The 13,518-nt window shown below is 74.5% G+C and carries 10 protein-coding genes, 1 tRNA gene and 1 other RNA gene; 6 read left to right on the top strand and 6 right to left on the bottom strand.

What is annotated here, in order from left to right; translation table 11 throughout:
• Positions 1-116 precede the first annotated feature (116 nt).
• Entirely contained in the window at positions 117-950 is an 834-nt protein-coding gene (locus tag ACGH52_RS18670; protein ID WP_399946791.1) for an MIP/aquaporin family protein, read from the top strand.
• A 26-nt stretch (positions 951-976) separates the two neighbouring features.
• Here the strand turns inward: ACGH52_RS18670 and ACGH52_RS18665 are convergent, their stop codons facing one another.
• The 5 genes from ACGH52_RS18665 to ACGH52_RS18645 form a co-directional block, all read right to left on the bottom strand.
• Entirely contained in the window at positions 977-2,794 is a 1,818-nt protein-coding gene (locus ACGH52_RS18665) for a copper resistance protein CopC (protein WP_399940800.1), read from the bottom strand.
• A gap of 808 nt (positions 2,795-3,602) precedes the next feature.
• Entirely contained in the window at positions 3,603-4,397 is a 795-nt protein-coding gene (locus tag ACGH52_RS18660) for an SDR family NAD(P)-dependent oxidoreductase (protein ID WP_399940797.1), read from the bottom strand.
• Positions 4,394-4,885, bottom strand: coding sequence for a cupin domain-containing protein (locus ACGH52_RS18655; protein ID WP_399940795.1), 492 nt, complete (start codon positions 4,883-4,885; stop codon positions 4,394-4,396). The genes ACGH52_RS18660 and ACGH52_RS18655 overlap by 4 nt, the downstream gene beginning before the upstream one ends.
• Positions 4,882-5,520, bottom strand: coding sequence for a GNAT family N-acetyltransferase (locus ACGH52_RS18650; protein ID WP_399940792.1), 639 nt, complete (start codon positions 5,518-5,520; stop codon positions 4,882-4,884). Before ACGH52_RS18650 ends, ACGH52_RS18655 begins: the two co-directional genes overlap by 4 nt.
• Positions 5,513-7,618, bottom strand: a complete 2,106-nt coding sequence (locus ACGH52_RS18645; protein WP_399940789.1) for a penicillin acylase family protein — start codon at positions 7,616-7,618, stop codon at positions 5,513-5,515. Before ACGH52_RS18645 ends, ACGH52_RS18650 begins: the two co-directional genes overlap by 8 nt.
• An 83-nt stretch (positions 7,619-7,701) precedes the next feature.
• Between ACGH52_RS18645 and ACGH52_RS18640 the strand changes: the two genes are divergently transcribed.
• Together ACGH52_RS18640 and ACGH52_RS18635 are read left to right on the top strand one after the other, a co-directional pair.
• Positions 7,702-8,427 carry a siderophore-interacting protein gene (locus tag ACGH52_RS18640; protein WP_399940786.1) on the top strand — a complete coding sequence of 242 codons (726 nt, stop codon included), beginning with the start codon at positions 7,702-7,704 and terminating at the stop codon, positions 8,425-8,427.
• A gap of 25 nt (positions 8,428-8,452) precedes the next feature.
• Positions 8,453-9,052 carry an HhH-GPD-type base excision DNA repair protein gene (locus ACGH52_RS18635; protein ID WP_399940783.1) on the top strand — a complete coding sequence of 200 codons (600 nt, stop codon included), beginning with the start codon at positions 8,453-8,455 and terminating at the stop codon, positions 9,050-9,052.
• Between the two features lie 161 nt (positions 9,053-9,213).
• On the opposite strand, the gene ACGH52_RS18630 is transcribed toward ACGH52_RS18635, so the two are convergent.
• Positions 9,214-9,301: transfer RNA gene (locus tag ACGH52_RS18630), tRNA-Ser, on the bottom strand.
• A gap of 73 nt (positions 9,302-9,374) precedes the next feature.
• Between ACGH52_RS18630 and ffs the strand changes: the two genes are divergently transcribed.
• From ffs to purD, 3 genes are all read left to right on the top strand, one after another.
• Positions 9,375-9,471, top strand: an RNA gene (gene ffs, locus ACGH52_RS18625) — signal recognition particle sRNA small type.
• A 45-nt stretch (positions 9,472-9,516) separates the two neighbouring features.
• A complete protein-coding gene (locus ACGH52_RS18620; RefSeq protein WP_399940780.1) occupies positions 9,517-11,895 on the top strand; it encodes a DNA polymerase III subunit gamma and tau in 2,379 nt (792 codons plus the stop codon).
• A gap of 118 nt (positions 11,896-12,013) precedes the next feature.
• The gene (purD, locus tag ACGH52_RS18615; RefSeq protein WP_076975351.1) at positions 12,014-13,264 is read left to right on the top strand and encodes a phosphoribosylamine--glycine ligase; all 1,251 of its coding nucleotides are present in this window, start codon (positions 12,014-12,016) and stop codon (positions 13,262-13,264) included.
• Positions 13,265-13,518: the final 254 nt, after the last annotated feature.

Here is a 13,518-nt window from a genome sequence, read left to right as displayed (position 1 = left end):
CCGAGCGGTCTTTTTTCGGGTATGGGCGGATTGGTCTGTTCCGTTCCAGTGAAGGAGGGCCGGTGGCCGAACGCATTGTTCATCGACGCGGTTATCGAAAGGGCCTCGGCGGCGAGATGTGCGCCGAGTTCCTGGGGACGTTCGTCCTGATCCTGTTCGGCATCGGCTCGGTGGCCGTCGCGGTCGCCGGGCTCCCGGGCTCGGGGCGGCAGACCGCGGACTTCGGGCCCGCCAACTGGCTCATCATCTCGTGGGGGTGGGGCCTGGCCGTCGTGTTCGGCGTCTACGCGGCGGGCGGCATCAGCGGCGCGCACCTCAATCCCGCGGTGACCCTCGGCTTCGCGGTCCGGCGTGACTTCCCGTGGCGGAAGGTGCTGCCCTACTGGCTCGCGCAGGTCGTGGGCGCCTTCGTCGCCGCCGCGCTCGTGTACGCCTGCTACCGGTGGGCGATCGACGCGGCCATCGCCAAGGCGGGCGAGACGCGGGAGACCTCGCTGAACACGTACTCGATCTTCGCTACGTTCCCCGCCGAGTACTTCGGGGACTCCTGGTGGGGCCCCCTGCTCGACCAGATCGTGGGCACCGGGATCCTGCTGCTGCTGATCTGCGCCCTCATCGACACCCGCAACACGGCTCCGCGGGCCAACCTCCACCCCTTCCTCATCGGCCTCGTCGTCGTCGTGATCGGTCTCGCCTTCGGCACCAACGCGGGGTACGCGATCAATCCGGCCCGCGACTTCGGCCCCCGCCTGTTCACCTTCTTCGAAGGCTGGGGCGCCATCGCCCTGCCCGGCACCTTCGAATGGTTCAGCGGCTACTGGTGGATCCCCATCGTCGGCCCGCTCATCGGCGGGGTCGTGGGGGTCCTCGTGTACGACCTGCTCATCAGCCCGGTGATCAAGGCCAGGCTGAGCGAGCGCGAGGAGGGCCCCGCCACCAAGGAGCCCTAGCGGTCGAGCGGCCGGACGCCCGGCGGCTACCGCTCCACCCGTATCCGCCGGGTCTCGCTCACCTGGTCGGTCTCCGAGACCCGGACCGTCGCCTTCATCGTCCAGGTCCCCGGGAGGGGCAGGGTGACGGTGTTGGCGCTCCAGTACCCGCCGCGGTCGGACAGGTCCGCCTCGATGGGGCCGACGTCCTGGTCGGGGAGGGTGAAGGAGAGGCGCAGTTCGGGTACGGCGGCCAGGCTGCCGTCGGGGCCGAAGACGACGGCCTGGACGGCGTTGTCGCCGGTGCGGCCGGGGTCCAGGGTGATCTGGACCGTGCCGCGTCCGGCCGTGCCGATCTCGAACGGGATCGTGGTGACGGACGCGGGCAGCACACCGCCCGCCGGTACGGCCGTCCGCGCCGCCTCGTCCGCCGCGCGGCCGGGCAGGGTGGCGGTCAGCACGGTCGTGACCGCCAGGACGACGGCGGCGACGGCGGCCTCGGCGAGGACGGAGCGGCGGAGGCCGCGGCGGAGGCCGCGGCGGAGGGCGGCCGTGGTGGCCGTGGTGTCCGCGGCTGCGGGAGGGTGTTCCGGGTCCGGGTCCGTGTCTGCCCTCGGCTGCGGCTCCGGTGGGCCGCCCGCCGGCTGGGGGACCCGTTCGCGCACGCGGCCGGGCTCGCGCACGGCGAGCGCCGCCGTCGCCAGCGCCGTCGTCCATCTCCGGGACACCGCCGCCACGGCCAGCAGCACGGCCACCAGGACCACCTTGCCCAGCAGCAGCCTGCCGTACGTCGTCCCGGTGAGCGCCTCCCAGGAGCCGAGGCCGCGCCAGGACTGGTAGACGCCCGTGATCACCAGGACGGTCACGGAGACGAAGGCGACGCGGGAGAAGCGGGCGACGGTGGCGGCGTCCGCGGTGGAGCGCAGGGTGAGCGCGAGGGCGGTGAGGCCGCCGAGCCAGACCGCGGTGGCGAGCAGGTGCAGGGCGGAGGACGTCATCGCGAGGGGCACCTGGATACCGGCGGAGGCGTGCTCCGCGGCGGCCCAGGTCAGGGCGAGGCCGACGGCCAGGGTGCCGCCCACCGCGCCGACGAGGGGGCCGCGCCGCCGGTGCGGGTCGCGGTGCGGGTCCGTGCGGGACACCCGGACGAGGAACAGCCCGGCCGGGGCCAGCAGCGCCAGCCTGGTCAGCAGCAGCACGCCGGGGCGCGCGGTGAGGGTGGCGGCGAGCGCGTCGGCGTCCAGGGCCGACGCCGGGCCCGTCCCCGCCTCGTACGGGGCGCGCAGCACCAGCAGGGCGACGGTGGCCGCCAGCAGGGCCCACCAGCCCGCCACCAGCGGGTGGCGCAGCGGGGCCGGGTCCGGCGGGCGGCACAGTGTGATGAAGGCGGCGGTGCCGATGAGGAGGGCTGCGGCGAGGTAGGAGAGGTAGCGGGCGAGCTTGTGGAGGGTCGCGGTCAGCGGGTCCTCGGTGGGGCCGGTGTCCACGGCCGCGGTCGTCTGCGACGGCTTGCCCACGGAGAAGGTGAAGGCGCCCGACACCGGGTGACTGTCGGCGGACACCACCCGCCAGGCCACGGTGTACGTGCCCTCCCCCAGCCCGCCCGGCAGTGCGACCCGTGCCGTGTCGGCCCGTCCGTCCGCGCGCCCGGCCGCCCCCGTGCGGACGCGGTGACCGCCCGGGTCCAGGACGCGGAAGGAGTCGTCGCGCAGGCCGACGGACTCGCTGAAAGTCAGGGTGACGTGGCCGGGGGCCCGCTGGAGGACGGCTCCGTCCCCGGGGTCGGTGGAGCTGAGCGCGGCATGGGCGGACGCCGATCCGACACCGCCGAGGAGGAGCAGCCCCAGCACGACGCCCAAGAGCACGAGCCGCTGGGCACTCCGGCGACTTCGGTTGGCTTGGGGGTTCCGGCGGTCTCGGCTGGCCTGGGGGTTCCGCCTGCCCCGGCTGGCCTGGCGGTCTTGGTTGGCCTGGGGGTTTCGCCTGCCCCGGCTGGCCTGGCGGTCTCGGCTTGCCCAGCGGCCCTGGCCGACCTGGCTGGCCCAGCAGTCCCACCGGTCCCGACCGTCCCAGCGGTCCGGGCGATTCGGTGCGTCCCGGCTAGCCCAGCTGGTCTGGCAGTCTCGGCTTGCCCAGCGGCCCTGGCCGACCTGGCTGGCCCAGCAGTCCCACCGGTCCCGACCGTCCCAGCGGTCCGGGCGATTCGGTGCCTCCCGGCTAGCCCAGCTGGTCTGCTGGTCTCGGCTGGTCCAGCGGCCCTGGCTGGCTGCCTCAGAAGCCCCGGCGATCCCGGCCGTCCCAGCGGTTCGGGCGGCTCGGTGCCTCCTGGCCAGCCGAGCTTTCCCGGTGGTCGCAGTGATACCGGCCAGCCCGGCTGTCCCAGATGCCCCAGCGGCCCCTGTGGTCCCAGCGGCCCGGACGGTCCTGGCTAGCCGAGCTTTCCCGGTGGGCCGTGTGGTCCCGGGGCCGGTTGGCCTGGCTGGGCCAGTGGGCCCGGCTGTTGTGGGGAGGGGCCGCGGCTCCGTCGTCCCGGCGCCGGGTCCGGTTCCCTTCCCCTCGCCCCCGGGGTTCAGCGTGCGCACCGTCGTCACACCTCACGTCGTATCTCCGTCGTCGGGACCCACTGCCTCGGGGATACGTACGGACGCGGAGGCCGCCGTGCTCAGCGGTTCCTCACCATGACGGGCGGGCCGTCACCCCGCCGTCCACCACCAGGTCGTGGCCGGTCACCCAGGACGCCAGCCGTGAGGCGAGGAACACGCACGCGTCGCCCACGTCCTCCGGGCGTCCGAGCCGTCCCGTCGGCGCCGCCCGCCGCCACCGCCGTACGCCCTCCGGCCAGGACTCGGCGAGTCCCTCGCGGTCGATGAGGCCGGGGGACACGGAGTTCACGCGGACGCCCCACGGGCCGTACTCCAGCGCCGCCGACCGGGCGTGCATCACGACCGCCGCCTTGGAGGCGCTGTAGTGCGCGTGCGCGGGAGCGGGGGCGCCCGCCTCGATGGAGGCGATGTGGGTGACCGTGCCGCCGCCGTCCTGGGCCCGCATGACCTCGGCCGCGGCCTGCGTGCACGCGAAGACACCGGTGAGGTTGGTGTCCAGCACCGCCCGCCACTCGGCCGCCGTCATGCCGGGCAGTTCCCGCAGCGGCTGCACGCCCGCGTTGTTGACCAGCGCGGTGAGCCGTCCGCCGCCCCAGTCGGCGGCTTCCTCGACCAGGCGGCGGCAGGCGTCCTCGTCGGTGAGGTCGGCGCGCAGGACGGTGGCGCGTCCGCCGCGGTCGCGGACGCGTTCCGCCACCTCCCGCGCCGCCGCCACCGCCGTACGGCAGTGCACCGCCACCGCGGCGCCCTCCTCGGCGAAGCGCAGCGCGATTCCCCGGCCGATGCCGCCGCCCGCGCCGGTGACCAGGGCGACCTGGCCGTCGAGGAGAGGGGAGGAGGGGGAGGGGGAGGAGGAGGGGGTCATGGGCGGCACAGTGCCACGATGCGCGCGGCCTCCGCCGGATAGCGCGCCGCGAGGTCGGCGGCGTCGCCGTGCTCGTAGTCCCCGTAGGTGAACCCGGGCGCCATCGTGCAGCCGAAGAACGACCACCCGCCGCCCGCCGCCACCCTGCCGCCCATCCAGGTACCGGCGGGGACCGTGAACTGGACGTGCTGCCCGCCGAGCACGTCCGGTCCCAGCACGGCCGTACGGGCGCTGCCGTCCGGGGCGAGGAGCAGCAGCTCCAGCGGGTCGCCGAGGTAGAAGTGCCAGACCTCGTCGCCCGGAAGGCGGTGCAGGGCGGAGAAGTCGCCCGGCCGGGCGGTGAGCAGGGCCACGATGGCGGACCCGGCGGGGCGTCCGTCCGGGCGTTCGGGCCCGGCCCAGGTGCGCCGGAACAGGCCGCCCTCGCGGGGGATCGGTTCCAGTGCGTAGTGCGCGATCAGGTCCTCGGCGGTCGGCGCGTCAGTCACCCGGCGAACGCTACCTCCCGGCGCAGAAAGGCGAGTTGCGCCTTCTTCTCGGGCAGGTACACGTCCGGCAGGTCCACCTCGGGCAGGACCACCCGGGGCCCGGCGGTGAAGCCCTGCTTGAGGAAACGGGCGATCGCCTTGTCGTTGTCCACGTCCGGGTCGACCACGATCCGCGTCCGGTCCAGGCCCAGCAGTACGTACGCCATGAGGGCACCCGACAGAGCGGCGGTCCAGCCGGGACGCGCGCCCCCGGTTCCGGCGGGCGCGAGGAGCAGGTGCACGCCGATGTCACCGGGCTCGGTGTCGTAGTACTCGCTCACCCGGTCGGCGGCGGGGTCGTAGGTCTGGAACAGGGCGACCGGCTCGGCGTCCCTGACGACCAGGAAGGCATGGTGGGTGTCGAGGGTGCCCATGTGCGCGTAGACGTCGGCGACCTGCTGCACCGTCAGGCCGTTCATGCCCCAGAAGGCGGCCCGTTCCTCGCTCACCCAGCCGTGGACCACCGCGGCGTCCGCGGCGGGGTCCAGGGGGAGGACGCGGACGGTTCCGAAGCCGTCCAGGTGCTGTTCGTGGACCGGTGTGCGGGAGGCGTACGGGGGCGCAGGCGTGGGGGCGGGCGCTTGCGGGTCAGTCATCGGATTCCTTCGTGAGCCGGTCGAAGTCGGTGACCACCGGGGCGATTTCCCCGGCGAGCCACAGGGGCTGCTGGTCGTGGTGGTGGGGTGAGTCGGGGTCGCCCGAGGCGCCGTGCGGCACCACCCAGCGGCTGTTCTCGCGGTCGGCCAGGTCCCAGACGTACCGCGCGGCCGGGCCGCGTGCGGCGCGGTCGGTGAGGCCGGGCACGGCGGACGTGCACAGCACGCAGTCGTGGTCGCCGGAGAGGCCGGGTTCGTCCTCGCGGGCGGTGGCGGTGTCCGGCAGCGCCCGCCAAGGAGCCAGGCGGTGGGTGTCGCCCCACGTGCCGGCGGGCGGCCGCGCGGCGACCTCCTCCAGCGCGGCGCGGACGGTCGCCGCGCGGTCGATGCCGTACGGGTCGTCCGCGCGCAGGAGGTGTTCGAGGGCGTACGCGACGCGCGGCACCAGCGCGAGCCACGGTTGCAGCACCTCGGGGTAAGCGGGCGCGGCCGAGGCGGACGCCAGGGCCGGGTGCGCCGCCAGCCCTCGTACGACCGCTGACCGCACGGCCGCGTACGCCGCCGCGTCGGCGCTGTCGGCGTCCATGCGCCGGTCCCAGGCGAGGAGGCGGTCGCGGAGGGCGGCGGCCTCCGGGGTCAGGGCGGTCGGGGCGAGGGCGGTCGCGGCGGTCAGGGCGGCGAGGTGGTCCAGGAGGGGGCCGGCCGAAGCCAGGTGGGTGTCCGTGTGGATGGCGGGCATGTCCGCCGCCGACCAGCGCTCCCTGCCCGCGAGCAGGGCGGCGATGCGGTCGGCGCGGTGCGGTGCGGCGAACTCGACGCCCAGCGGGGCGGACGGGCCGCGCTGGTTGGCCATCACGGCGACGCCGTCGGTGAGCCCGGCGCGGGGCGGGGTGTGCCAGCCGGTCCACTCGTGGCCGGGTTCCCACGCGGGCACCGGACGCAGACCGTTCGCGGCGGCGCGCACCGGGACCCGCCCCGCGACCCGGTGCAGCAGGCCGCCCTCCGTGTCGGCGGCCTGCACCACGTTGACCGGCTCGGCCCACGCGTCCAGGGCCCGGTCCACGTCGGCGACCCGGCGGGCCCGCAGCAGCGGCAGCAGCGCGCCGAAGCCGAGGTCGGAGGTGACGCGGGGCGGGTAGCGCAGGCTGAGGGCGGCCGGGGTGCCGTCGTCGAGGCCCTCGGGGCCGCCCGCGATCACCGGGCCGCGCTCGGTCTCGATGATCTCGACCTCCACGGCGTCCTCCCCGGCGACGTGGATCGTCTCCGTGTGGCGGGCGGCGCGGTGCCAGGTGCCGTCCGGGCCGAGCGCCTCGACACCGGCGCCGGTGCGGCGCAGGCGCTCGCGGTACAGGTCCTGGTAGTCGGCCATCGCGTTGGTGATGGCCCAGGCGACCGTGCCGGTGTGGCCGAAGTGGGCGACGCCGGGGACGCCGGGCACCGCGAGGCCGACGACGTCGAACTCCGGGCAGGAGAGGTGGATCTGCTGGTAGACGCCGGGGTCCTCGATGAAGCGGTGCGGGTCGCCCGCGATGACCGCCTGCCCGGTGGTGGTCCGCTCGCCGCTCACCAGCCAGCCGTTGCTGCCCGCGGTGCCGGGGCCGTCGGCGGCGAAGAGGGCCACGGCCTGCGGGCCGAGGTGCGCGGCGACGTGCTCGCGCCAGAGCTTGGCGGGGAAGCCCGCGAAGAGGATGTGCGTGGCGAGCCAGACGCCGAGCGGGGTCCAGGGGGCCCACTGGCCGGGGGTGAGGCCGGTGCGGGCGAACTCCGGGGCCGGGTGCCCGGTCTCGGCGAGCCCCTCGTTCACGCCGTCGACGTACGCCCGCACCCAGGCTGCCGTCTCCGGGTCCTTCTGCTCCAGCGAGGTGAAGCAGCGGCGCGCGGTGTCCGCCAGCCGGGCGCGGCGGGCGAGGCGGTCCCAGGACAGGGCGCCGGGTCCGAGGAAGGCCGCGGAGGTGCCCTGAGCGCGGTGCCGCTCGACCTCCAGTTGCCAGGCGCGGTCGCGGGCGGTCACCCGGCCCTGGGCGCGGGCGAGTTCGTGCGGGGTGTCCGCGCGCAGGTGCGGGATTCCCCAGGCGTCGCGGTAGGTCTCGGCGCTCACCCCTGTGCCTCTACTTTCCTTTAGGTTAGGCTCACCTAAGTTTGTCTGTCGTGGCCGAATAGTACGTGAAAGGTGAAGGAAACATGGGGCAGGGGCGGGGCTGGGAGGGCGCGGTCCTCAAGCTGATGCGCGCGAAGGACTTCGAGTTCACCGTGACGGGCGTCGAGGACGTGACCCCGCACTACCGGCGGCTGCGGCTGAGCGACGGCGGCATGCTGGCGGTGACCGGCGTCCACCCCACGATGTGGGTGCGGCTGTGGTTCGACAACGCGGGCAAACCGCACCAGCGGGGGTACACGCTGGTGGACCCGGACCCGGCGGCCGGGACCTTCGCCATGGAGTTCGCCCTGCACGAGGGGTGCGCGAGCGACTGGGCGCGGGCGGCGAAGCCGGGGGACACGATCGAGGCGACGGTCCAGGGCACCGGGTTCGAGGTGCCGCAGCCCCTTCCCTCACGGGTCTTCGCGGTCGCCGACCCGGCGTCGCTGCCCGCGCTCAACTCCCTCCTCGACGCGCTGGGGCCGGTGCCCGCGACCGTCTGGTTCGAGGGCGGCACGGACGACGGCCTGCCCTTCCGCACCGACGCCGAACGGCACGAGGTCCGCGCGGTCGCGCGCCGGGACGCGGGGGCGGGGCTGGTCGCCCGGGTGAAGGAGGAACTGCCGGAGCTGCTGGGGGCCGCCGCCGAGCCGTTCGTCTGGATCGCCTGCGACACGGCGACGACGCGGGCACTCTCGTCGTACGTCCGCAAGGAGCTGGCGGTGCCGAAGCAGCGGGTGAACGCGCTGGGGTACTGGCGCGCGACCTGAGCCCGTACGCGCGATGATCGGGACCATGGACGTCACACTTCACCTCGCCCAGGACCCCGAGGCCGACGAACTCCTCGGGCGCAGCCCGCTCGCCGCGCTGGTCGGCATGCTGCTGGACCAGCAAGTGCCCATGGAGTGGGCGTTCAAGGGCCCGTCGACCATCGCGCGGCGGATGGGGGCGGAGGACCTGGACGCGCACGACATCGCCGCGTACGACCCCGAGGGATTCGCCGCGCTGCTCTCCGAGAAGCCGGCCGTGCACCGCTATCCCGGCTCCATGGCGGGGCGGGTGCAGCAGCTGTGCCGCTACCTCGTCGAGACGTACGACGGTGACGCCGAGGCCGTCTGGCGTGGGGTGCCCACCGGCAAGGAGCTGCTGAAACGGCTCCAGGAACTGCCGGGGTTCGGCAAGCAGAAGGCCCAGATCTTCCTCGCCCTGCTCGGCAAGCAGCTCGGCGTCCGTCCCGAGGGGTGGCGCGAGGCGGCGGGGGCGTACGGAGAGCCCGACTCGTTCCGGTCGGTGGCGGACATCAGGGGGCCGGAGTCCCTGACCAAGGTGCGGGCGCACAAGCAGGAGATGAAGGCAGCGGCGAAGGCGGCGAAGGCGGCGAAGTCCGCCGGCTAGTAGGTGCGCGCGGGTGCGTGTGCCTGCGGCGCCCGCGCGGCTTCGGCGGGGGTCGGGCTCGCCTTGGCAGGCGCCCCGGCCCGCCGTACGCCGCTGACGGTCATGTCGAAGGGCCCCACCGCAAGCGGTGGGGCCCTTCGACATCGTGCCCGGTGAGGCACTGGCGGAGGATACGAGATTCGAACTCGTGAGGGGTTGCCCCCAACACGCTTTCCAAGCGTGCGCCCTAGGCCACTAGGCGAATCCTCCGCGGAGAACATTACATGACGTCGGGGAGTGCTTGCGAACTCGTTCCGGGGGCCCCACATCGGGTAACGTGTGGCCCAGCCCCTCACGCGGCGCTATCTGACTGAACTCCCCCAGGGCCGGAAGGCAGCAAGGGTAGGTCGGCTCTGGCGGGTGCGTGGGGGGCGTCTCCTTTGCGGGCGGTCCGGTTGTCGGTGGGCGCCTATAACCTCGTATGCGTGTCGTCTCTCGCGCTCTACCGCCGTTACCGCCCGGAGACCTTCGCCGAGGTCATCGGGCAGGGTCATGTCACCGACCCGCTGCAGCAGGCGCTGCGGAACAACCGGGTCACTCACGCGTACCTGTTCAGCGGTCCGCGCGGCTGCGGCAAGACGACCAGCGCCCGCATCCTGGCGCGCTGCCTGAACTGCGAGCAGGGCCCCACGCCGACCCCGTGCGGCGAGTGCCAGTCCTGCCGCGACCTCGCGCGGAACGGGCCGGGTTCGATCGACGTCATCGAGATCGACGCCGCCTCGCACGGTGGCGTGGACGACGCCCGTGACCTGCGTGAGAAGGCCTTCTTCGGGCCCGCCTCCAGCCGGTACAAGATCTACATCATCGACGAGGCCCACATGGTCTCCCCGCAGGGCTTCAACGCCCTGCTGAAGGTCGTCGAGGAGCCACCGGAGCACCTGAAGTTCATCTTCGCGACCACCGAGCCCGAGAAGGTCATCGGGACCATCCGGTCGCGGACCCACCACTATCCGTTCCGGCTCGTGCCGCCCGGCACCCTGCGCGACTACCTCGCCGAGGTGTGCGGCCGGGAGGGGATCGCCGTCGAGGAGGGCGTGCTCCCGCTCGTGGTGCGGGCCGGCGCGGGCTCCGTGCGTGACTCCATGTCCGTCATGGACCAGCTGCTCGCGGGCGCCGGTGCCGACGGTGTGACGTACGACATGACCACCGCCCTGCTCGGCTACACGGACGGCTCGCTGCTCGACTCCGTCGTCGAGTCCTTCGTCTCCGGGGACGGCTCCGCCGCCTTCGGGGTCGTGGACCACGTGATCGAGGGGGGCCACGACCCGCGGCGCTTCGTCACCGACCTGCTGGAGCGCCTCCGTGACCTGGTGATCCTCGCCGCCGTGCCCGACGCCGCGGAGAAGGGGCTCATCGACGCCCCCGCCGACGTGGTCGAGCGGATGCAGGAGCAGGCCCGGTCCTTCGGCGCCGCCGAGCTGAGCCGCGCCGCCGACATCGTCAACGAGGGCCTCACCGAGATGCGCGGCGCCCACTCGCCGCGCCTCCAGCTGGAGCTGATCTGCGCGCGCGTGCTGCTGCCCGCCGCGTACGGCGACGAGCGTTCGGTGATGGCCCGGCTGGACCGGATCGAGCGCGGGGTGCAGTTCTCGGCCGCTGCGGGTGCGCCCGCCATGGGGTACGTGCCCGGGCCCGAGGCACATGCCGGTACGGGGGGTGCGGCACCCGCCGCTGCTCCGGTTCCGCCGGGTGGCGGGCCTGCCGCGGCCCGTGCGGCGGTACGGGGGCAGGGCGCCGGTGCCGGTTCCGGTGCCGGTGCTGGTTCCGGTGCTGAGGGTGGTGCCGGTCCTGCCTTCGACGCGGGTGGTCCTGCCGTCGGTGGCGGACACCCGCAGGCCGCGGCTCCTTCCGGCGACGCCGCTCCCGCGGCTCCCGTTCCCGCCGCTCCCCCGCCCGCCGCCGCACCCGCGCCGGCCACACCGCCGCCCGCCGCCGCTCCCGCCTCGGCGTCCGCGCCCGCGCCCGGCGCCTGGCCGACCGCGGCCCCCGCGGGTGGCGGGCGCCGTCCCGGCGGGTGGCCCACGGCGGCCCCGGCGGGCGGCGGACAGGCCCGGACACCGGCCCCCTCCGGTCCCGCCTCCGGGCCCGGTGCCGGCTCTGCTCCGCCCTCGGCTCCGGCTCCCGCGGCGGCCGCACCCGCGCCCGGCTCCCCGCCGCCGGGTGCCTCCGGGGTCGACCCCCGCTCGCTGTGGCCCAACATCCTGGAAGCGGTCAAGAACCGCCGTCGGTTCACCTGGATCCTGCTCAGTCAGAACGCCCAGGTGACCGGCTTCGACGGCACCTCCCTGCAACTCGGCTTCGTCAACGCGGGAGCCCGCGACAACTTCGTGAGCAGCGGCAGCGAGGACGTGCTGCGGCAGGCCCTGGCCGAGCAGTTCAACGTGCAGTGGAAGATCGACGCGGTCGTCGACCCGTCCGGCGGCGGCTCCGCGCCCCCGTCCGGCCCGTCCGGCCCGTCGGGTCCGTCGGGCCCCTCCGGCGGCTTCGGCGGCTCCGGGGGCGGTGGCTTCGGCGGTGGTGGCGGGGGCGGCTTCGGTGGGGGAGGCGGTGACGGCGCCCCCGCCCAGCGGCCGTCGTCCCCCGCGGCCACGTCCGCCGCGCCGCCTCAGGCTTCCGCCCGGGCCTCCGCGCCCGCCCCGGCCCCCGCGCCCCGGCCCTCGGCGCCCGAGCCGCCTCCGGTCTCCCCCGAGGACGACACCCCCGAGGACGACGATCCGGACCTCGACGAGTCGGCCCTCTCCGGCAAGGAGCTGCTGGTCCGCGAGCTGGGTGCCACGGTGGTCGAGGAGATCGCGAACGAGTAGCCCCCGATGGGCCCCGACGCGGAGGAACCGGGCCTGGAGGAAGGCACAAGCCTCCGTGCCCCGCCCGTTCGGAAGCCCGCACAAACCGCACCGGCCCGTTCCCATTAGGCTTCACCCCGTGAAGGTCCTTGTCATCGGCGGCGGCGCCCGCGAACACGCCCTGTGCCGTTCCCTGTCCCTCGACCCCGACGTCACCGCGCTGCACTGCGCACCCGGCAACGCCGGTATCGCCGAGGTCGCCGAACTGCACCAGGTCGACGCACTCGACGGCGCGGCCGTCACCGCGCTGGCCACCCGGCTCGGTGCCGAGCTGGTCGTCGTAGGACCCGAGGCGCCCCTGGTCGCCGGGGTCGCCGACGCCGTCCGCGAGGCGGGCATCCCGGTCTTCGGTCCGTCCGCGGAGGCCGCCCGGCTGGAGGGATCCAAGGCCTTCGCCAAGGACGTGATGGCCGGCGCCGGCGTGCCCACGGCCCGCTCCTACGTCTGCACGAACCCCGCCGAGGTCGACGCGGCCCTCGCCGCCTTCGGCGCGCCCTACGTCGTCAAGGACGACGGACTGGCCGCGGGCAAGGGCGTCGTCGTCACCGACGACGTCGAGGCGGCCCGCGCGCACGCGAACGCCTGCGACCGCGTCGTCATCGAGGAGTTCCTGGACGGCCCCGAGGTCTCCCTCTTCGCCGTAACCGACGGCGAGAACGTACGCCCGCTCCAGCCCGCCCAGGACTTCAAGCGCGCCCTCGACGGCGACGAGGGTCCGAACACCGGCGGCATGGGCGCGTACTCGCCGCTGCCCTGGGCCGACCCGAAGCTGGTCGACGAGGTCGTGCAGAGCGTGCTCCAGCCGACCGTCGACGAGATGCGCAGGCGCGGCACCCCGTTCTCCGGGCTCCTCTACGCCGGGCTCGCGATCACCTCGCGCGGTGTGCGGGTGATCGAGTTCAACGCCCGTTTCGGCGACCCCGAGACCCAGGTCGTGCTGGCCCGGCTGAGGACGCCGCTCGCCGGTCTGCTGATGGCCGCCGCCACCGGCAACCTCGCCGACCTCGAGCCCCTGCGCTGGAGCGACGAGGCGGCCGTCACCGTGGTCGTCGCCTCGCACAACTACCCCGGCACCCCGCGCACCGGCGACCCGATCACGGGCCTCGACGCGGTGGCCGCCGAGGACGCACCGCACGCCTACGTCCTGCACGCCGGCACCCGCGCCGAGGGCGACGCCGTCGTCAGCGCCGGGGGCCGCGTGCTGTCCGTCACGGCCACCGGCGCCGACCTCACCGAGGCCCGTGACCGCGCCTACCGGGCGGTCGCCCGCATCGGCCTCGACGGCTCCCAGCACCGCACCGACATCGCGGCGAAGGCGGCCGGCGCGTAACCCCCTGCCCCTCCCCGGTCACCGAACCGACAGGCCCCGGCTCCGTCCCAGGAGCCGGGGCCTGACCTTTGCTGTCCGTCTCCACCTTTCCCCAAAGCCATTCCATCGGGTGACCGATGGGCTATACGGCTGACGGGGGCGAGGGCCCCAACTATGGTGCCGCGCAAGCATTCCGGCACTTGGCCCACCGGCATTGCGATGTCAGTGCCGGGTGCCACAGTGGGTGGAGTGAGCAAGACCCGAAGCACAGCAGA

The organism is Streptomyces sp. BBFR25, from assembly GCF_044590125.1.
Taxonomy (GTDB): Bacteria; Actinomycetota; Actinomycetes; order Streptomycetales; family Streptomycetaceae; genus Streptomyces; species Streptomyces canus_D.
Note: the sequence above shows the minus strand (reverse complement) of the source record. Positions and strands in the feature narration are given on the sequence as shown.

Coding starts and splice junctions, on each gene's coding strand:
- ACGH52_RS18660 (WP_399940797.1), bottom strand. CDS start 4,397: ATGACCCCCTCCTCCTCCCCCTCCCCCTCCTCCCCTCTCCTCGACGGC.
- ACGH52_RS18650 (WP_399940792.1), bottom strand. CDS start 5,520: ATGACTGACCCGCAAGCGCCCGCCCCCACGCCTGCGCCCCCGTACGCC.
- ACGH52_RS18640 (WP_399940786.1), top strand. CDS start 7,702: ATGGGGCAGGGGCGGGGCTGGGAGGGCGCGGTCCTCAAGCTGATGCGC.
- ACGH52_RS18670 (WP_399946791.1), top strand. CDS start 117: ATGTGCGCCGAGTTCCTGGGGACGTTCGTCCTGATCCTGTTCGGCATC.
- ACGH52_RS18635 (WP_399940783.1), top strand. CDS start 8,453: ATGGACGTCACACTTCACCTCGCCCAGGACCCCGAGGCCGACGAACTC.